This is a genomic window from Burkholderia sp. LAS2 (assembly GCF_018417615.1).
Taxonomy (GTDB): domain Bacteria; phylum Pseudomonadota; class Gammaproteobacteria; order Burkholderiales; family Burkholderiaceae; genus Burkholderia; species Burkholderia sola.
Genome location: NZ_CP071053.1, coordinates 939,408 through 958,415, shown reverse-complemented (window position 1 = coordinate 958,415; position 19,008 = coordinate 939,408). Strand labels below are relative to the sequence as shown.

Here is a 19,008-nt window from a genome sequence, read left to right as displayed (position 1 = left end):
CTAGAAGGACAGGAACGCCAGCAACCCGAGGCAGCCCATGCAAACGGACAGCACCATGATCACCGTGTCGGGTCCGAAACGCGTCGAGAACGCGCCTACCGCGACGCCTGCGAGCGGCTGTGTCATGTTGTTGAGGAGGATGACGACGCCCGTCGTCTTGCCGTAGTCGCGCGCGGGGATGATCTTCTGCCGCGTGCTCCGGATGTACACGTTGAACATCTTGTCGAACCCGACGATCAGTAGGAAGCCGAACACGTACCCCGCAATTCCCGGGCTGGCTGCCGCGATGACGCCGCCGACACAGATCGAACCGAAGCCGACGAGGCCGAGGATGCGCCTGGGGACATGCAACCTCGCCGTCATCAGCAGAATCGCGATCGTCACGCACGCACCTGCCGTTTGCAGCCCTGCGTAATAGCGTCCGCTTTCGTGATGAAAGCCGGTGACCATCGCGGCGGATGTCGCGAGCGTGACGCCGATCACGAGGTTCTCAGCGGCCGCCAGCATGATGACGGACTTGAGACCCGGGAGATGGACGACGTGAGACAAGGCCGTCTTGATCGGCGTGAACCAGGTGCCGTGCGTGCCTTCCGGCATCGTGAATTCGAACGCGCTGGCCTTTTGCCAATAGGCGAGCGCGACGTCGGCCGTGACGAACAGCACGGCCGCGGCCGCCACGACGAATTCCCAGTGCCACCAGGACAGCAGAATCGCCGCGAGCATGGGGCCGAGCACCAGGCCAAGCTGGTCTGCCAATTGCGAATACGACAGCACTTTTTCGAAGCGATGGCTGCTGAATATCTGCGGCAGCATCACCTCGCGCGCAACAATGCCCTGACTCGTCAGCATGCCGCACAACGCGGACAGCGCGATCAACCATCCGATGCCGCCGACGAGGTCGTAGGCGGCGACGCCCGCGACGCATACCGCCGCGCGGAGAATCTGACTGACGCGCATCAGTTTCGTGGGCGAATACCGATCGCAAAGCGCGCCCAGAAACGGGAAGCTCAGGTATCTCGGCAGTGTTTCGAGCGAAAACGCGATCCCCGACCAGGACACGCGCCCTGTCATCTGAAAGATGACCAGCGGCACGAGAAACAACAGGATCTGGTCGGCGAGGCGGGCAAGGAAAAGCGAATGGAAAAAGGCTTGATGCTGGGCGCGCACGAACGATCACCTTTCTTTTGCGTGGAGCACGCGATGCATGCGTACTCCTGCGGACGTTGCCGGGAGGGTGGGTACCCAGGTCCTCCCGGAATGAGCGTATCGAGCCTCAGTAAGCGGATGCTTCTGCTGACGCCAGGTTATGCCGTTCGTGTCGATCGAGCACGTAGAGGGTGCCCGGGCGGATCGGAAAGACGTTACCGTCCATGTCTTCGACCTCGCGTTCGCCTGCAATGCAATAACAGGCTTCGAGATGATTGCGGTATTGCAGAAGCGATTCCGTACCCGCACGCGCCACTGTATGACACACGCCGTAGCCCATGCAGTCCTTTTCCGTCAACAAGCGATGGCTCATGCCGGAGCCCCATTCGACGAGCAATCCATTTTTTTCGACATCGCTCAGGTTCCTGACGAACATATTCGCATTCCTTTCTTTTGCGTAAGAAGCTATTGTCCTGCTCTCGGCGGAAGCGAAGCCATGAAAAGCAAGCCAGTGCCTGTAACAGAATGGCCGGCTAAATCATGTAGTTTTTCAACATTAACCGCTGACGGCGTGGTGCGTCAAGGGCGGGATATGGGGGAATTTCCGAGGATTATGTAAATCTGCGTTGGAGGTGTTGCGACTAAGCTGGATCGGCGTATTGTAGTTTATCTACATTTTTTGGGATTGCGTGGCTTGCCGACATAGTCTGTGGCGGTGTCGATGAGTGTTTTGATAATTTGGGAAGCGTTGGGTGTTCTGTCTTTGATGGATGTATTAAACCTGCCATTTCTGCGAGGTGCGTGATCCTTAATCATCGAATTGATGCTGATTGGTAATTGTAAAAAACGCGAGGACATTGTTCCGTTGTTCGCACGGCCGCTGACGGATTTCCTCGATACCGTGGTCCTAAGCGGCGCCGTGTTGTACCACAGCGCCAATGCCGCTCAGCAAGCCAACTCGGACGAACTCGCGTTCCGGGACATGTTGCTGATTTCCATTTCCTCAGCGAGATGAGCTGTCGTGAAGTCCGAGCTGGTTCTAGAAAAACGCGCGTCGTCTTCGTTGGCGCAGTTGTACGTCTGGTTGTCGTTCAAGACGATCTCCGACATCAGTTCGACGATGATCGGCATCGTGCTGGCGACCTACGCACTCGAGGTCACGGGCTCTGCCGCGCTGCTCGGCCTGACGATGGCGTCGCGCTTGCTGGGTGCGGTCGCGGGCGGTGCCGCGGTGCCGCGGCTGAGCCGGTTTTCCCGCCGTACCCTGATCTTCGCCGCGGAAGCGGGTAGTGCACTGGCGATCGGCGTGCTGGCGACGTCGTCGCGTGCCGCCGACGCGTCGCTGATCTATTTCGTACCTTTCTTCATCGGCCTTTTCCAGGGAATGTACCGGGTGTCCATCATGTCCGAGGTTCCGGAAATGGTCGGGCAGGAGGGCCGGCATCGCTTCAATGCGATCCTCAGTGCGACCGATGGCGTGTCGGTGGTCGGCGGCAGCCTGCTTGCATCGGTGATCACGCAGTACCTGGCCTACAAGCGCGTATTCCTGATCGATTCGATCACGTTTGCGGTTTCCGCCATTGCATTTCTGATGCTGGTGGGCAACATGCCGCGCCGACATCGACCGGCCGAGGCGGCACACGTTGCTGCCGCGGCCGGCGTATTGCCAGGCACGGCGCGTTATTTGTCGGCCATCGTGATGCTGGTGATCGGCGCGCGCTTCGTCGAAGCGTTCGGTTCCGGTACGCACAACGTCGGCTTCCCGATCAGGTCGCAGCTGTTCGACGCGAATCAGCCCGCGTTTCTGTACGGCTGGCTGATGGCGGTGTGGGGTGTCGGACGGCTCGTTTCCGCGGCTGTGACGCCGCGCTCGCTGGAGCGTCTCGAATCGCGTCACCAGCCGCTCGAGCCGTATTTCATCGGGTTGCTGATTTTGACCTTCGCGTGCTTCCTCGGCGTGTTCGAGGTGCGTGGCATGCCGGGCATGTTGGGCTTCGTGTTGCTGGCGGGCGTTTTCGACGCGGCTACGGAGACGATCTACTATTCGCTCCTGCAATCGGCACCGGCGGCGTCACGCAATCGCGTGATCGGTATCTCGTACGTCGCGGAGCGCGCCGGCCTCGGATTGGGCATGCTGGCGGTCGGCTTCGTGTTCTCCCGGCTGGGAACGGACGTGACGGCGCTGCTGTTCTATGGTGGATCCATCGCGCTGGCCGCCCTGGCGTTCGTGGGCGTCAAAAGACGGCTGGTGCATGAGGCAGCGGTCCGGCAGATCGGCTGATTCCGGATGTTTTCCCTGATCCGTCCAGGCGGGCAAAGACCTCTTCTCCGGGAGCCCACAACAGGCCGACGAGCGTTGAATGATCAAAGAGGTTTCCGATCGCGGGCGAACGGTAGATCGCTAACGTTCCGGCGATTCGTTGAGCGCTGACGTCACGGCTGGCGGCAACGGGCGACTCGCAATCTCTATCGCTTCACTCCGCGGCACACCCAGCGTCTGCAAAAGGGATGAAGCTGCACGCTCGGCAAAGCCGTTCCGACTGTACCCGATCATGTCCAACATGTCGGTAACCGGCTTCTCGTTTGCATCGAATCCTAGCTCGATTGCAATGGCGGTCAGTGCCGCGCCCCCGACCGTGATAACGCTCATCAGCGGATCGTTTGCCGAGAATCTCTCGGCGAGGATCCCTTTCTGAATATCCCTCAACAACCGAGGTCCGAGGCCGCGGCTGAGTGCTCGCATGGACAGCCCTTCGCGGAGAAGAAATTGTCCCCAGACCGGCTCACTTCTGGCTCGCAGCAAAGTATGGCGCAACGACACGGAAATGATCTCGGCCGGGTCGGCGAGGCTGCCTGCGATGCGGTCCAGGGTATCCGCGAACTCCTCGAACACGACTTCCAGAACCGCGGCATGAATCGCTTCTTTTGATTCGAAGTGGTTGTAGAACGAGCCGAACCCCACGTCCGCGGCTTCCGTAATTTCATTGATCGCGACGCCTTCCATCCCTTTTTGCGCCATGAGTACAAAGGCGGCATCCAGCAGGCGTGCCCGCGTCTCGCGCTTTCGGCGCGCGCCCCGCGGCTCGCGAACCTCGGGGCCCGACGGCGCTTGCTCGTTCGAGACGGCCGGCGGCGGTGTTCTGGTGCGACGGGAAGAAGTGTTGGGCATCGGCGTGCACATGGGTTCGATGTTCCGAGTATACGTTCGAACATCAAAATTGACAAAATCATCAGTAATGACTTTAATGTCATCAAGGCGGCCGGCAGCGGCCTGTCTGAAGAATGGGAGGCAGAGCGGTGGTGGAGACAAAACTGATGTGCGAATCGGGCGTCCATGAAGGCAACGACAACGCGAGCCGTGCCGGCGGCCGCGACTTGCCGTCGGATGTAGACGTGCTTGTTGTGGGCTGTGGTCCCGTCGGCGCGGCGATCGGCGCGCTCCTCGGCCGGGACGGCGTGCGCGTGCTTGTCGTCGACAGGGCGGCGGAGATCTTCATGGCGCCGCGTGCGATCGCGCTCGACAACGACGCGCTTCGCATCCTGCAGTACGTCGGGGTAGATGAGGCCGACCTCGATACGGTGGCGATTCCATACGTCCGGATGCGCTCGCCCTGGTTCGGGGAATTCGGGCGTATCAATACGCTGGGAAGCATCGACGGCCATCCGAAGCTCGTGACGTTCTATCAACCGGACCTCGAGCGATGCTTGCGTGCCCGACTGACCGCGCACCGCACCGCCCGAATGGCGCTCGGTGTGACGCTCGTGTCGCTCGACGAGCACGCCGATCACGTCGCCGCCACGCTCGACAGCGGCCAGGGCGCGCGGCACCTCGTGCGCGCTCGCTACGTCGTCGGCGCAGACGGTGCCAGCTCGATCGTGCGCCAGTTGATCGGACGGGATTTCAAGGGCAAGACGTTCGCGGAAGACTGGTTGATCGTCGACGCGCGCAGCGTGCGACGCCCCATCGATCATGTCGAGTTCATCTGTGACCACCGGCGGCCGACGCCGCATATGACCGCCCCCGGTGGGCGCGAGCGTTGGGAGTTCATGCTCCATCCCGGCGAGACGCGAGAGGAGATGGAATCCGACGAACGCATCCGCGAGCTGCTCGCGCCGTGGGGCGACATCAAGGACATGGTGATCGAACGCAAGGCCGTGTACCGTTTTCACGCTCGTACCGTCACGACATTCAGCAAAGGACGCGTATTTCTTGCAGGCGACGCCGCCCATATCACTCCGCCGTTCGTCGGTCAGGGGCTCGTCGCCGGTCTGCGTGATGCCGCGAATCTCGGCTGGAAACTGGCATGGGTCGTCAAGGGCCACGCCACCCCGCAAATTCTCGACTCCTACGATCTGGAGCGCCGACCGCACGCCAAGGCGATGATCGGCGTCGCGAAATTCATGGGGAAGCTCGTGATGCCGCGAAATGCCGGGATCGCGTTGTTCACGCATGGTCTGATGCGATTGACGCGGCTCGTTCCGGCGCTTCGGAATCACTTCGACGAGCTCGGGATCAAGCCGAAGAATGCATTCCGGAGAGGTTTGTTCGTCCGTGGCTATTCGCCTACGCGGCTCGTGCGCGGTGCAGCCCTTCCACAGGGTTGGCTGCGTAGGCACGATGGGGCGATCCGCCTGAGCGACGACGTGCTCGGCAGCGGTCTCGCGTTGATCGGATTCGGACGGGATCCAGGCGTCGAGCTCGACGCTGGCGCGCGCGCCGCGCTGATTGCGGCGGGTGGTGTCGTGGTGCAGGTCGTGCACCGCGGGCAGCGCCTTCACCGCATTGACAACGACGGATGGGAAGACCTGGACGGTACGTTCATGCCGGGTGTCGTGCGGTTTGGCTGGGCGGCCGTGATTCGGCCGGACAAAACGGTCCTGCATGAAGGCCCGGTGGCCGAGTCGACCCGCCTCGTTCTCGAATCCCTGCAATTGCTTGGCGCGCGCACCTCGTCGTCGTCGCTATCCGATCACATTGTCCAGCCGACTTCCTGAGGCCCCCATGAAGCTCACTACTGCACAACCCGCACGGAGTCCCCGGCCGACGACGAAGGCTCGGGCGCTTTCCTATTTGATGTTCGAGCGTCCCGATCTCGAACGGGCCGAACGATTCCTCAACGATTTCGGCCTGCGGACGGTATCCCGTGACGGCGAATATCTGTTCCTCCGAGGCACGGCGGCCACACCGTTCTGCTACGTCGTCCGGCGGGCTGAAAAAAGCCGCTTCATCGGCTTCGGGCTTGAAGTTGACGACATCGATGCACTGCGCAAGCTTGCCGACGTACCGGGCGCGTCGGACGTGGAGCCGTCGCCGTGGCCCGGCGGCGGGCATCGCGTCACGCTCGTCGATCCATCGGGTTTTCGTGTCGACGCAGTCGCGGGACAAGCGCGGGCCGGCGCCTTGCCGCACCGGTCCGCGTTACCGTTCAACTCGCCCGATTCCGTCGTTCGCGTGAACGATACCCAGCGTCCGCCGCTGGAGGCGCCGGAAGTGATTCGCCTCGGTCATGTCGTGCTCGAACTCGCCGATTTCCAGGCGACCTGCGCGTGGTACACGTCTCACTTCGGCTTCATCCCGAGCGACGTTCAGGTGTTGCCGGATGGATCGCCCGCCGTCGCGTTCCTGCGACTCGATCGCGGGGCGACGCCCACGGATCACCATACCCTGGCATTGGCACAGGGATTCGCAGCGCTCTACAGTCACTCGGCATTCGAGCTGGTCGACGCGGACGCGGTGGGGATCGGGCAGCGCGTGCTGAGCGAAAAAGGATGGACGCACGCATGGGGGGTGGGGCGCCACATTCTCGGTAGCCAGGTCTTCGACTATTGGCAGGACCCGTGGGGCGACAAGCACGAACACTATTGCGATGGGGACATGTTCACGGCGGACGTGGCGACCGGCATCCACGAAGTCAGCCGTGAAGCGATGTCGCAGTGGGGCCCCCCGATGCCGCGCAGCTTCACCAAACCGAAGCTCACCGCGGCAAGCATCGCATCGCTCATTCGAAACCTCCGGACCAGTCCGGACGTCACGTTCGCGAAGCTGCGCACGCTCGCGAAGCTGTTTGCGTGACCTTCATCTTCACTCAGACCTGTTCGAGGCATCTTCATGGCATTGCACGTCCTGCACTACCGGCATCAGGGGCGCGCCCAATGGGGCGTGGTGAGGAATCACCGGATCACACCGATACCGGGCGACTACGCGACGACCGGCGAATTCGTGCGAGCACATCGGATCGATGAACTCGCCGCGCTTGGCGGAGAAACGATTCCCGAGTCGGACGTCGAGTGGCTGTCGCCGGTCACGCGCAATCAACGGTTCGTTTGCCAGGGCGCCAACTATCGCCAGCACATGATCGAGTCCGGCATGAATCCGGATGCGAAGTCATTCAACATGATCTTCACGAAGGCGACCAGCTGCATCGTCGCCGCCGATTCCGACGTCATCCGGCCGCAACATGTGCAGTTCCTGGACTACGAGATCGAACTGGGGCTCGTGCTTCGCCGCGACATCACGTCCCGGCAAGCCATCACGGACAAGAACCTGCACGAGTACGTGGCCGGCCTCGTGATCGTCAACGACTATTCCGCACGCGATATCCAGATTCCCCAGATGCAGTTTTACAAGGGGAAAAGCTATCGGACGTTCGGGCCGGTGGGGCCGTATCTGTGCCTGCTGGAGGCAAGCGATATCGCGCGGCTGCGCGCGCTGACACTCACACTGACCGTGAACGGGGAAGTGCGGCAGAGCGATTCGACCGGGAACCTCGTGTACGGTCCGGCCGAAACGCTCACCGAGCTTTCGGGGGTTCAGGATCTGGACGCCGGTGACTTGCTTGCAACGGGCACGCCGTCCGGATGCGCGCTCAGCATTCCGTCGCCGGCGAAGCAACGACTTGCCGCGTTGCTGCCCGAGCACGTGAAGTGGCGGATGTTCACGAAGGTTCAGGCCGCGCGCCCGCAGTACCTGAAGGCCGGCGATCTGGTCGAATCACGGATCCGGAGCAGGGATGGAGCGATCGACCTCGGTGTGCAACGCAACCGAATCGTGGACGAGCTCGCATGAACGCCATCGCAACCGAAGCGGACGTGCTTCGGATCGAAAACCAGGGGCCGCCTGCCGACCTCCCGGCCAGCACTTACGAATTGATCGGCCGTGGTGCGGCGATCGACCCGACCGCACCGTCCTTGTCATTTTTCCTGCGCGCCGACGATCATCGCAAGCCATTGCGCTGGACCTATGCGGAGCTGTTGCGGGATATCACGCGGACCGCGAACGTGTTTTCGCGCCTCGGCATCGATCGGCACTCGGTGGTCGCCTACGTGCTGCCGAACTTGCCGGAGACGCATTTCGTCATCTGGGGCGGCGAAGCGGCCGGGATCGTATGCGCGATCAATCCGTTGCTGGAGGGGCCGGCAATCGCATCGCTGCTCAAGGCCGCGAACGCAAAAGTGCTGGTGACGCTGGCGCCCTTTCCGGGAACGGATATCTGGTCGAAGATCCAACCGATCCTGAGCCAGGTGTCGTCGCTGCAAAGCCTCGTCCTGATCGACCTGGCCGAGCGCGTGCAGGGGTGGCGCCGAATGGCGGCACGCATGATGCAGCGTCGCGAATGCAAACGGCTGCACGGGCGCGCGGGCGTGCGGGGCGCCGTTCCGCGCCACATCGCGATCCACGATTTCGACAATGCGATGTCGCGCGAATCCGGTGATTCGCTGCTGATTCCCCGGCGTTTCGAAGCCGACGACATATCGTCCTACTTCTGCACGGGCGGCACGACGGGATTGCCGAAAATCGCGATTCGTCGGCACGGCAACGAGGTGGCCAATGCCTGGAGCGTGGGGCAGGTCGTCGGTGCCGGGATGGGCCCCGGGAAGACCGTTTTCTGCGGACTACCGCTGTTCCATGTCAATGCCGTGCTGGCAACGGGCCTGGTGCCGTTCTCGCGCGGTGCACATGTCGTGCTGGGTACGCCACAGGGCTATCGCGGCGACGGAGTCGTCAAACGATTCTGGGAAATCGTCGAGCACCACCGGATCAATTTCTTCAGCGCGGTGCCGACCTTGTATTCGGCATTGCTCGACGTGCCCGTCGACGGCCGGAATATCGACTCGCTCGAGTATGGGCTTTGCGGTGCCGCGCCGATGCCCGTGGAAGTATTCCGCACGTTCCAGGATCGCACCGGGGTCCGGATCCTCGAAGGTTACGGACTCACCGAGGGCGCATGCGTCAGCAGCGTCAACCCGCCGGGCGGCGAGCGGCGTCTCGGTTCGATCGGCTTGCGCATCCCCGGCCAGATGATGAAGGCGGTGATACTCGACGACGCCGGCCGCTACGTGCGCGATTGCGTCGAGAACGAAGTCGGTGTGCTGACGATTTGCGGGCCGAACGTGTTCGCGGGCTATCTTCAGGAAGATCAGAACAAGAGCCTGTGGCTCGATCTCGGCGACGGCCGGCAGTGGCTCAACACCGGGGATCTCGCGCGACGCGATGCACAGGGCTACTTCTGGCTCACGGGTCGCCGCAAGGAACTCATCATCCGGGGCGGTCACAACATCGATCCGGCGACGATCGAAGAACCGCTGCACCGCCACCCGGCAGTGCAAATCGCCGCGGCAATCGGACGTCCCGACATGCATGCAGGCGAGCTGCCAGTCGCGTACGTGCAGTTGAAAGCCGGCGCAACAGCAACCGAGACGGAGCTCGACACATTCATACGCAGCATGATCGGCGAGCGTGCTGCGCTTCCGAAGCGGATTCATATCGTCGATGCGATGCCGCTGACGGCGGTCGGCAAGATCTTCAAGCCCGAACTCAAACGATGGGAAACGTTCGACGCGCTGATCTCCGCGCTGAAGGATGCCGGCGTCGAGGGTGCGCGGGTGAGCATGGTGGACGACCCGTCGCGCGGGCTCACCTTGCATGTAGCGCTGAGCGATCGCGCGCAGATAGCGAACACCAATACGGTGATGGGCCGCTTTCCGTTTGCCTTTTCAACTTCGGTCGAACCCGAACATCACTGATTGTCGATTCTCGGAGTGTTTGAGGTCGAGGTAATCCAATAACTTTGCAGTGCGAAGTTACTGAAGGAGTTTGGATTAACGAAGAAGAACCCGATGCCTGTAGCGTCGCGCTTCATCAGTGTAGGGACAGCCCGCGAGTCACGTCTGGTGCTCGGGGACGAAGCAGGTTGCACGATTCTTGAACATCAACACCAAAATATGGAGACATTCATGAAACGAATCAGCGCAGGAACCGTCGTACTGCTCGCGGCCATCTCCGGCGCGCATGCACAATCGGCCGGCCAGTGGGTAGTCAATGCCGGCTGGTCCCACTTCGCCCCGCAAGGATCGGCGGATCCGCTGACCGTCAATGCGCTCGGCCAGTCGCAAGTGATGACCGGCAGCGGCGGGGAGATCGCAAGCGGCGATACGTTCGGACTGACCGCGACGTACTTCCTGACCGACCATATCGCGGCGACGACGGTCATGGGTTTTCCGCCGACATGGCACTTGAACGGCGCAGGTACGCTCAGCGGCTTCGGCGAGCTGGGGACCGCGCGGGCATGGAGCCCGGCGATCATCTTCAACTACTACTTCGGCCAGCCGAATGCACGGTTCAGGCCGTATCTGGGCGCCGGCGTCACCTACACGTGGTTCAGCAACATCAAGCTCAGCAACCCCGTTTCCACCGGCCAGATCTATTTCTCGCCGACCGTCGGGACGGCGCTCGAGGGACCGACATCCGTGTCGCTCAGCAATTCCTTTGCGCCCGTCGTCAACGGCGGCCTGACCTACAACATCGATTCTCACTGGTCGATCAACGCGTCGGTGGCGTACTCCTGGGTATCGACGCGCGCCACGCTGACTACGCGGTCCTCCGTCGGCACGGTCACGAGCACCAGCAAATTCCGGGTCAATCCGATCGTGACGTTCCTTTCGGTCGGATACCGCTTCTGAGCCGCATTGACGCGGATACGGCACTTGCGTGTTTCAACCCGCGCCCGTGTGCGGTCGTGCGGATGACGAACGTGACATCGACGTTAAGAAATATTCGAGGATACGTTCGATCAACATGAGTGACTAAAATATCAGTATTGAGTTTAATGTCACAAGATGCCGCGGCCGGCCTTCGTGAGGGCTCGTGGTGACCGGTCTCGGCGTCGAGGGTTGCTTGATTCCAATGGAGCCAGCTTGCAGCAGAGGCGTTTCGAACCTCTTGCGCTGGTGTTACCACCCGGGAGGGAAATGTGAAGTCGATTAGCTGTGCTTACGCCACTGCGCTCATCGCGGGACTGGCGATGCCATACGCGCATGCCGAATTGGGTGGCGCACCGATGTCGCTGTCCGCCGCCGATCATGCCGCGAAAGTGCGCGTGATACGGCCTGCGAATCGAGCGGCCGATGGCCTGACGGCGAACCCAGCCGCTTACATCATCCGTGAATCTACGCTCGGATCGGGAACCGTGATTCGCGAATACACATCGGGCGACGGAATCGTCTTCGGCATAGCGTGGCAAGGACCGACGGTTCCCGATCTCGCGTCGGTGTTCGGCGGGTATCTTCGCGATTACAGCGCAGGCGTGGAAGCCGCGCATGCGCTTCGTGGCTGGCGTACGCCGGTATCTGTATCGACGAGCAATGTCGTGATCAAAACAGGAGGGCACATGGGGACATTTTCCGGACAAGCCTGGTTGCCGCCTGCGCTTCCATCCGGCCTGACCGGCAACGATATCCTGTAACCCCAATGACAATGATCACGAGCATTTTTCGTACTGTCGTTCGGTGGTCAAGCATATTCAGCTTGATGACCGTCTCGACAGCTTTCCTCGTTGCGTGCGGCGGCGGCGATTCAGGTTCCGGCGAAACGGGTGTCAGCAGTTCGGGTGTGTCGGACGGCAACACCGGAAATACCGCAATCGTTACGGTCGCGCGAGGCGTTGCACGCGTCGTCAACATTCCGACCGTCAACATCAAGATTTGTGCGCCCGGAACGTCACGCTGCCAGGTGGTGTCCAACGTGCTCGTTGACACGGCATCGTATGGCTTGCGGATCGTACGCGATGCAATTCCAGGCGTCATCGACAGCCTGCCTAAAACGACCACAAGCGACGGATCGACGCTTTCCGAATGCGGCATGTTCGTGTCGAGTTATACATGGGGCACGGTTCGAACGATCGACCTGTCGATTGGCGATGAACGTGCGAGTTCCTTGCCGGTGCAGATCATCGGCGATCTCGGAACGGACAACGTGCCAAGTTCCTGTACGAACGGGAACAAGGCTGTGAACTCGGCCACCGACCTTGGTGCGAACGGCATTCTTGGAATTGGTCCGGCGCCCTATGATTGCGGCGCAACCTGTGTGAAGGTCGCGTCGTTGAGCAACTACTACGCGTGCATGGACGGAAACGCGAGCTGCGCACAAGTCACCGTGCCGCTATCGCAACAGGTCGGCAACCCCGTCGGTCAGTTTGCCGCAGACAATAATGGCGTGATCGTACAAATGCCGCAGATTTCGGCAGACGGTCAGGAAAGCGCGACGGGCTCGTTGATTTTTGGCATCGGCACTCGAAGCAACAATGCATTTCGTGCCACCACGAAGCTGATGTCGACGACGACGGGTGATGTGCCGGGAGCGTTTCTTTCCAGAAAGGTCACCGCGTTCTTTGATACGGGATCCAATGCGAATTTCTTCGATGACTCGTCGCAGATCACGTGTACCAGGAACACGCAATTCTATTGCCCGTCAACGACGACCACTTATGCCGCGACTCTGGTGGGTCTCGATGGCACGGCGAGCATGGTTTCCATCTCCGTCGCGAATGCAGATACGTTGTTCACAAAAAGTTCGACATATGCATTCAATGACGTCGCTGGTCGCTTCGGATCGTCCTCTTGGCTCGATCTCGGCCTGCCATACTTTTACGGCCGGACAATCTATTTTGGCCTGGATCGTTCGGCGGAAGGCGGGTCTGCGCCTTACGTCGCATACTGATGCCTTGAGAGGGGCCGTCACTGATCACGAACAAAATACGATCACTCGCCCCTGCGCCGCCTCAATCCTTGCACTTATGCTGCGGCAGCACCCAAAGCATCCGTCCGACCGCTTCGGCCTGATTCCGCGAATGGGTCTTTTCATAGATCGCCCGCAATTGAGTACGCACCGTCGCTAGCGACACACCCGCGCTGGCCGCACACTCATCAGGCGTCTTGCCGTTGATCAGTGCCTCAGCCACCGCCGCTTCGGCGCTCGACAAACCGAACGACTGCCGCAACTGTTGTGCGACGACGAGCGGCGCCGCGCCGCGTCGCCTGACCGTGACCAGCAGCGTCGCATCGCCGAACGTCGCATGGAGCGCCTGTCCGGACAGCGCCGCGATGCTGAGAAAAACTTCATGCGCGGCCACCAGCGTGCCCGAAAGCGCAACGCTCTCGCTCTTGCGAGTCTTCGCGACACGTGTCAACGCCGCCTTGAGTGCATCGTTCTGCGGCGCGCTCGTCGCGCTCAGGTAGCCGTTCTCGAGCTTGAGGCAGGTGGTGACGCGCAGCATCGACTCTGCCGCCCGGTTGACGAAGACGACATGCGCGTGCCTGTCCAGCGCAAAGACGGAGAGGCCCAGCTCCTCCATCAGTTCGGCGCCGAGCGTGGCGTCGCGATGCAGCACGCGCGCGTCTCGCCACAGGTTGATCGAGCGTTGCAGATGCCCGGCCATACCGGTCAGCGTCGCGCGTTCCTCCGGCGAATACGGCGCGCGGCCATGCGCTCGCAGTAGCCCGAGCAGAATGTTGTCGCTGCCGGGGCGCGCGAAGCGAATCCCCATCAGGTAGCGAAATCCCGACGGAATCTGAAAGTCCTGGAAGAACTCGCTGCGTTCGACGTCGCGGTCGGTGAGGTGATCCTGACAGCAAACGAATTCGCCGAGCGGCGCGTTCTCGACGAAGCCGCGGCGTGGATCGAGCGCACCGTAATACTGGTCGTAGCGGGCGATGATCTCGTCGAATTCCGCGCGCGGCGAATAGATCGAGAATTGCGGGGCATTGCGCGCGGCGTCCCAACTGAACATGTGAAAAACGTTTGCGCCGAGCGATTCGGATACCCGATGAAAAACTTCGAGAAAACCGTCCGGCTGCAGCGCGGCCTCATAGAGGTCCCCGATGAGTTGGTCCCGTTGCATGCTTCCCCCGTCGCTTCGCGATCTTCGTATGTGGTTTTTGTCTGACGATATTGCTTCGAATACCGAATTTTCAGGATTTTTTTCAGGCTAACACAGGTTGTTCGCGTTTCATGCGGTGTTATTTGCCGATTTTCATCCACGTGAATGATGATCGCCAAAATCGGCTTTGCGAGAATCCCTGCCATCCAGCGTGCATGAGCGGTGCATATGACACGCATCAACCAGAAGGATGTCGGGGGAAACGCAATGAAACTCACGCCTGTCGTATCCGGTATTGCAGCGCTCGTCCTGTCGGCTTGCGGTGGTAGCGACAGTTCTTCGCCACCGCCCGGGCAGCCGGCGGCTCAGACGGTCAGCGGCGTCGCGGCGGCCGGCGCTGCGATGCAGGCCGCCACCGTGAAGCTGGTCGATGCGACCGGCAAGACGGTCGACTGCCCGGCCGATGCGTCAACCGGCGCGTTTCATTGCGCGGTGACCGGCTTGACCGCGCCTTTTGCGTTGTCCGCATACGGCAACGTCGCCGATTCGCAGGCCACGCTGATCGCGCTCAGCGCCACCGCGGGCACGCAGACGATCAACATCACGCCGATCACGAACGCGATCGCGGCCACGATCGTCGGCGGCGACCCGACGAAGCTGCTGGCCGACACTGGTTTGCTGCAAAGCAAGGTCACGGCCCAGGCCGTTGCCGGCACGGTGCAGGCGTATTCGACGGTGTTGGCCGACCTGCTCGCCGCCACCGGCAATACGGGCGTCGACCTGATTTCCGGCCCGTTGACCGCAGGTGCGCCGGGGCTCGACCGGTTGCTCGACCAAGTGAAGATCAACGTGCTGCCGGATGGCGGCATCCAGATCAGCTCGGTGGCGGGCGCGTCCAGCGATACGCCGGTGCAGCTTCAGCTCGCGCCCGGCGTCGCGCCGCAGGCGAGCGACAAGGCCAGCCTGCCTGCTGCCGCGACGATCAATGGCGCGGTGGTGTCGAACCTGCCGAGCGCCAGCGATCTGGCGGCATTGCAGCGCGCGCTCAACCAGTGTTTCGCCGGGTCGACCGGCGCTGCGCGCACGGGCGGCAGCGTATCGGCGTGCGGCCAGATCTTCGTCGACGATGTCGCGTCCGGCGCGCTGAATGCAGGCGTGCCCGCCGCGTATCTGAACAACGGGATGCCGGTCGACCAGGAGTTCGGTGCGCCGGCCGGCGGCACGCCTGGCATCGTGGCCGACGATGCGATGAACAACGCCAGCTTCAGCCTGCCGGAAGTCATCCGCGTCGTCGCGAGCGACACGATGTGGATCAAGCTCGCGTGGACCCGCAGCGACGGCATTCGCGACGGCATGCAGCAACACGTGCAGCTCGCGGTGCGGCCGGGCAGTCTCGCGAATGGCGATACCGGCTGGCGCGTGATCGGCAACCAGCGCGCGGTATTGAGCAAGGTCAACGCGAACGCGCAGAAGTGGGACTGGTTGAACCCGGCCAATCCGTCGACGGGGACCCACGCGTTCGTCGATTCGCTCAACCTGCAGGTGGGCGCCGTCGACGCGTCCGGTGTCGCGGTGGACTTCGCGATCGTCAACGGCCCCGGCTTGCGCAACGGCGTGTTTCTCCAGCCGTCGAGCGGCACCTGCGACACACTGAACATCCGCGCGCAGATCGCCAGCGGGCAGACGCCGGCGCAGCTCGCCGCACTGGCGAAAAGTGCGCAGTGCCGCAACAACTTCCGCCTGGCCGGCGTCGCGCAGGACCCGGCGAACCAGGGCTTGTTCACGTGGCCCGGCGACGCACCGCGCAACAATACCGCGTGGGCGAAGCCGCAACTGAGCGCCGCCGAGCTGGCCGACATCAAGCCGTTCAGCGCCTATACGATCGACGTCTACCAGAACGGCAACACGTCGACGCCGGCCAGGCACTACACGGTGCGCTTGCGCACGCCGTCGCCGTCGCCCGATGCGCTGCGTCAGTACGCGTGGCACGACCTCGCGCAGTCCACGCGCGACAAGCTGACGCCGGGCTCTGCCGCCACGTTCGCGGGCGGCGCGACCTTCCCGCTGGCGTGGACGTCGAAAGCGGGGCTGCCGTTCGTCAAGCGCGGCAATGTGCAGATTCGCGCAACCGCGACCGGGCAGACAACGGCGACGTTCGTCAACGGTACTGCATCGGCGCCGCTCGTCCAGCCGGGTGCGGCGGTGACGCTCAACGTGCCGGGCGATCAGGGCGTCGCGTTCCCGTCGGTGGCCGGCTGGGGCGGCAACACGGACTTCTCGTTCGTGAGCCTGAGCTGGTCCGATCCGGGCGACACGGCTTTCACCGAGTCTTTCGAGTACGACCGGTAACGGGCAGCCGGGCCGATGCGTGCGGCGAACGCGCGGCCGGCGGGACGATTCGCGATCCCGTCGGCGCGTTTCCGCTCGCCGGCCTTGGCGTGATGGCGGAGCCCGTCCGTGCGCCCACACGGCATGGACGGGTATCGGGATGTCGGCGGATGAGCCGCTGCGGCGCATGCCCCGGCGACGATGCGCGCTACCAGGCCGCCGCCACCCGTGCCTTCAGACACTTGAACCCCAGCCTCACGGCGCCGACCCCACCCGCGACCGGAATCCGCGGCAACAGAAACGGATCGTCGTTCGCACCGGCACATCCGCGCCGGGTCGTCGTCGCATTGCCGTAACCGGCAGCGATGACCTGATCGCGCACGCGCGCATCCAGATCACCGTACGGATAGCAGAACGATTCGACGCATTGGCCGCTCAGCCTTTCGAGTTTCCGCTTCGATTCGGTGAGCTGAAAGTCCGAGACAGGCGACGGCACATACGACAGCGCGACGTGATCGAGCGTATGCGAGCCGATTTCATGACCGTGATCGCGCCACGCGAGCATGTCCGCGCACGTCATCAGCGGCGAACGCGCAGTCGGCGCGCCTGCGTCCCAGTCGTTCGCGCCGCCGAACCGGCCGGCGACGAAGTAGCACGTCGCGGTGAACCCGAGCGCGTCGAGCACGGGCATTGCATGCGTGAGCACATTGAGAAAGCCGTCGTCGAACGAAATGCCGAAGACCTTGCCCTGCCGCTCCCCGCGCAGGTACGGCTGCAGCTCGCGCACGCTCAGGCCGCGATAGCCGAGCCGCCTGAACAGCGTCATCTGGCGGCGGAACGCGTCGGGCGCGACGCTCAGGCCGCGCAGCCGGTCGGTCGGCGGCGGCAGCGGGCGGATCTGGTGATACATCAGGATCGGATAGCGTGAGGTGCGCGCAAGCATGGGTGGATCGCAGGAAGGCGGGATTAAACGGCCTTGCGGAAAATCCGCAGGGTCTTGAAGTCGCACTCCTGCATGCGCAGGTCCCAGTACTTCTTCCAGATATTCATGGCCATTTCGTGGTTCTCAACGGGGTCACCCAGCGCGACGGGTTGTGTCGAACCGATTTCTGATAGACGGAGAGGGTCGCGTCGATGAACGCATCGAACGAGAATTCGCGGCGGCCTTTCAGCCGCGCGCTGCGCCCCATCGCCCGGATGCAACCGGGCGCCTGCACGATCGCGCGCAGGATCGCTTCGATCGCCGCGGGCTCGCGCGGCGGGACGACCCAGCCGTCCACGCCCGGTTCGACGTTTTCGGGCAGCCCGCCCACTCGCGTCACGATCGCGGGGCAGCCGAGCGACATCGCTTCGCGGCACGCATACGACAGGCTCTCGTGGTACGACAGCACGAACGACACGTCGATGATCGAGAACGGCGCCCGTACATCGTCGAGGCGCCCGGTGAACGCGGTGCGCGACGCCATGCCGTGCCGCGCGAGCTGCTCGCGCTGCTCGCGGGACGGCTCCGCGCCGACCAGCAGCACGCGAAACCGCTCGCGCTCGGCTTCGGGCAGGCGGCCGAGCGCCGCGATCAGGTCCATCCAGCCTTTTTCGGGGGCGGTGCCGGCGCTGCTGCCCAGCACGATCGCGTCCGCGCCGGATGCCCCGAACCGCGCGATCTTGCGGCGGCGGATCTCGTCGGCCGCCAGTCGTTCGGCAGCCGGCCGGCGCACGCCGTGCTTGACCACGGTGACGTTTCCGTACGGCGAGCGCAGCGCGAGCATGCTCGCGACGTAGTCGCTGACCGCGATCGTATGGTCGGTGGCGAGCCGCGCGCGCAGCAGGTTGCCGAAACTGTCGGCGCGATAGGTATTGTGCTTGGTCAGCACGACCGCGGGCCGATACCGGCAGCCGAGCAGCGCGAGCATCACCTGCCGGTGATCGGCGGACCCGTTCACGTGGATCACGTCGAAGCGCTCGCCGGCGATCCGCTGGCGCAGCCGCAGAATCTCCCGGCACAGCCGGTTCCAGCGCGGCTTGAATTCCATGTCGAAGATCGCCACGTCGGGACTGTCCTGCAGGAGTCGCGACAGGCGGCTGCCTTCCGGCGACGCCACGGTCACGCGATGATGGCGGCTCATCGCGACCGCGAGATCGCGGACGTAGGTGTCCTGGCCGCCGCCGTAATCGCCGTGGAAGTTGGTGTACAGAATGTTCATCACGATGCCGCTTTTTTTCGGTCATTCATTTCGAAGGATTGCTGATGAAATGAATGACTCGACCTGATGGAAGCAATGACGTGAACGCGGTGCCGCGTTTCCGGCTCGAGATTGCGTGTTGGCGTCAAGCGCCGGCGTCAACGCGAATCATTTCCAAATATTACAGATCGGTTACGTGT

The 19,008-nt window shown here is 62.8% G+C and carries 15 protein-coding genes; 9 read left to right on the top strand and 6 right to left on the bottom strand.

Going from position 1 to position 19,008, the window contains the following annotated elements; all coding sequences use genetic code 11:
- Together JYG37_RS24695 and JYG37_RS24690 are read right to left on the bottom strand one after the other, a co-directional pair.
- Window positions 1-1,167 carry an MFS transporter gene (locus JYG37_RS24695; protein WP_213346624.1) on the bottom strand — a complete coding sequence of 389 codons (1,167 nt, stop codon included), beginning with the start codon at window positions 1,165-1,167 and terminating at the stop codon, window positions 1-3.
- 106 nt (window positions 1,168-1,273) lie between these two features.
- Window positions 1,274-1,582 carry an ectoine synthase gene (locus tag JYG37_RS24690; RefSeq protein WP_213346623.1) on the bottom strand — a complete coding sequence of 103 codons (309 nt, stop codon included), beginning with the start codon at window positions 1,580-1,582 and terminating at the stop codon, window positions 1,274-1,276.
- A gap of 585 nt (window positions 1,583-2,167) precedes the next feature.
- Between JYG37_RS24690 and JYG37_RS24685 the strand changes: the two genes are divergently transcribed.
- On the top strand, window positions 2,168-3,427 hold the full coding sequence (locus JYG37_RS24685) for an MFS transporter (RefSeq protein ID WP_213346622.1): 1,260 nt from the start codon (window positions 2,168-2,170) through the stop codon (window positions 3,425-3,427).
- 120 nt (window positions 3,428-3,547) lie between these two features.
- On the opposite strand, the gene JYG37_RS24680 is transcribed toward JYG37_RS24685, so the two are convergent.
- On the bottom strand, window positions 3,548-4,327 hold the full coding sequence (locus JYG37_RS24680) for a TetR/AcrR family transcriptional regulator (protein ID WP_213346621.1): 780 nt from the start codon (window positions 4,325-4,327) through the stop codon (window positions 3,548-3,550).
- A 101-nt stretch (window positions 4,328-4,428) separates the two neighbouring features.
- Between JYG37_RS24680 and JYG37_RS24675 the strand changes: the two genes are divergently transcribed.
- From JYG37_RS24675 to JYG37_RS24645, 7 genes are all read left to right on the top strand, one after another.
- Window positions 4,429-6,141: a bifunctional 3-(3-hydroxy-phenyl)propionate/3-hydroxycinnamic acid hydroxylase gene (locus JYG37_RS24675; protein WP_213346620.1), complete on the top strand. Its 1,713-nt coding sequence runs from the start codon at window positions 4,429-4,431 to the stop codon at window positions 6,139-6,141.
- Window positions 6,142-6,148: 7 nt separating this feature from the next.
- Window positions 6,149-7,219: a VOC family protein gene (locus tag JYG37_RS24670; RefSeq protein ID WP_213346619.1), complete on the top strand. Its 1,071-nt coding sequence runs from the start codon at window positions 6,149-6,151 to the stop codon at window positions 7,217-7,219.
- 36 nt (window positions 7,220-7,255) lie between these two features.
- A complete protein-coding gene (locus JYG37_RS24665; RefSeq protein WP_213346618.1) occupies window positions 7,256-8,212 on the top strand; it encodes a fumarylacetoacetate hydrolase family protein in 957 nt (318 codons plus the stop codon).
- A complete protein-coding gene (locus JYG37_RS24660) occupies window positions 8,209-10,170 on the top strand; it encodes an acyl-CoA synthetase (RefSeq protein ID WP_213346617.1) in 1,962 nt (653 codons plus the stop codon). The genes JYG37_RS24665 and JYG37_RS24660 overlap by 4 nt, the downstream gene beginning before the upstream one ends.
- 210 nt (window positions 10,171-10,380) lie before the next feature.
- Window positions 10,381-11,106, top strand: coding sequence for an OmpW/AlkL family protein (locus JYG37_RS24655; RefSeq protein WP_213346616.1), 726 nt, complete (start codon window positions 10,381-10,383; stop codon window positions 11,104-11,106).
- 341 nt (window positions 11,107-11,447) lie between these two features.
- Entirely contained in the window at window positions 11,448-11,888 is a 441-nt protein-coding gene (locus JYG37_RS24650; protein WP_213346652.1) for a DUF2844 domain-containing protein, read from the top strand.
- A gap of 5 nt (window positions 11,889-11,893) precedes the next feature.
- Entirely contained in the window at window positions 11,894-13,141 is a 1,248-nt protein-coding gene (locus tag JYG37_RS24645) for a DUF3443 domain-containing protein (protein ID WP_213346615.1), read from the top strand.
- A gap of 61 nt (window positions 13,142-13,202) precedes the next feature.
- Here JYG37_RS24645 and JYG37_RS24640 read toward each other — a convergent pair whose 3' ends face one another.
- Window positions 13,203-14,321 carry a helix-turn-helix transcriptional regulator gene (locus JYG37_RS24640; RefSeq protein WP_050017167.1) on the bottom strand — a complete coding sequence of 373 codons (1,119 nt, stop codon included), beginning with the start codon at window positions 14,319-14,321 and terminating at the stop codon, window positions 13,203-13,205.
- A gap of 246 nt (window positions 14,322-14,567) precedes the next feature.
- Between JYG37_RS24640 and JYG37_RS24635 the strand changes: the two genes are divergently transcribed.
- Complete coding sequence (locus JYG37_RS24635) at window positions 14,568-16,649, top strand: hypothetical protein (RefSeq protein ID WP_124654588.1); 2,082 nt, start codon at window positions 14,568-14,570, stop codon at window positions 16,647-16,649.
- Window positions 16,650-16,836: 187 nt separating this feature from the next.
- Here the strand turns inward: JYG37_RS24635 and JYG37_RS24630 are convergent, their stop codons facing one another.
- Together JYG37_RS24630 and JYG37_RS24625 are read right to left on the bottom strand one after the other, a co-directional pair.
- The gene (locus JYG37_RS24630; protein WP_050017165.1) at window positions 16,837-17,571 is read right to left on the bottom strand and encodes a polysaccharide deacetylase family protein; all 735 of its coding nucleotides are present in this window, start codon (window positions 17,569-17,571) and stop codon (window positions 16,837-16,839) included.
- Between the two features lie 103 nt (window positions 17,572-17,674).
- Window positions 17,675-18,829, bottom strand: coding sequence for a glycosyltransferase (locus JYG37_RS24625; RefSeq protein ID WP_060733715.1), 1,155 nt, complete (start codon window positions 18,827-18,829; stop codon window positions 17,675-17,677).
- Window positions 18,830-19,008 lie beyond the last annotated feature (179 nt).

Excerpts from the sequence above, each read along its gene's own strand:
- JYG37_RS24690 (WP_213346623.1), bottom strand. The coding sequence starts at position 1,582 with ATGTTCGTCAGGAACCTGAGCGATGTCGAAAAAAATGGATTGCTCGTC.
- JYG37_RS24680 (WP_213346621.1), bottom strand. The coding sequence starts at position 4,327 with ATGTGCACGCCGATGCCCAACACTTCTTCCCGTCGCACCAGAACACCG.
- JYG37_RS24675 (WP_213346620.1), top strand. The coding sequence starts at position 4,429 with ATGGGAGGCAGAGCGGTGGTGGAGACAAAACTGATGTGCGAATCGGGC.
- JYG37_RS24670 (WP_213346619.1), top strand. The coding sequence starts at position 6,149 with ATGAAGCTCACTACTGCACAACCCGCACGGAGTCCCCGGCCGACGACG.
- JYG37_RS24665 (WP_213346618.1), top strand. The coding sequence starts at position 7,256 with ATGGCATTGCACGTCCTGCACTACCGGCATCAGGGGCGCGCCCAATGG.
- JYG37_RS24660 (WP_213346617.1), top strand. The coding sequence starts at position 8,209 with ATGAACGCCATCGCAACCGAAGCGGACGTGCTTCGGATCGAAAACCAG.
- JYG37_RS24655 (WP_213346616.1), top strand. The coding sequence starts at position 10,381 with ATGAAACGAATCAGCGCAGGAACCGTCGTACTGCTCGCGGCCATCTCC.
- JYG37_RS24650 (WP_213346652.1), top strand. The coding sequence starts at position 11,448 with ATGCCATACGCGCATGCCGAATTGGGTGGCGCACCGATGTCGCTGTCC.
- JYG37_RS24645 (WP_213346615.1), top strand. The coding sequence starts at position 11,894 with ATGACAATGATCACGAGCATTTTTCGTACTGTCGTTCGGTGGTCAAGC.
- JYG37_RS24640 (WP_050017167.1), bottom strand. The coding sequence starts at position 14,321 with ATGCAACGGGACCAACTCATCGGGGACCTCTATGAGGCCGCGCTGCAG.
- JYG37_RS24635 (WP_124654588.1), top strand. The coding sequence starts at position 14,568 with ATGAAACTCACGCCTGTCGTATCCGGTATTGCAGCGCTCGTCCTGTCG.
- JYG37_RS24630 (WP_050017165.1), bottom strand. The coding sequence starts at position 17,571 with ATGCTTGCGCGCACCTCACGCTATCCGATCCTGATGTATCACCAGATC.
- JYG37_RS24625 (WP_060733715.1), bottom strand. The coding sequence starts at position 18,829 with ATGAACATTCTGTACACCAACTTCCACGGCGATTACGGCGGCGGCCAG.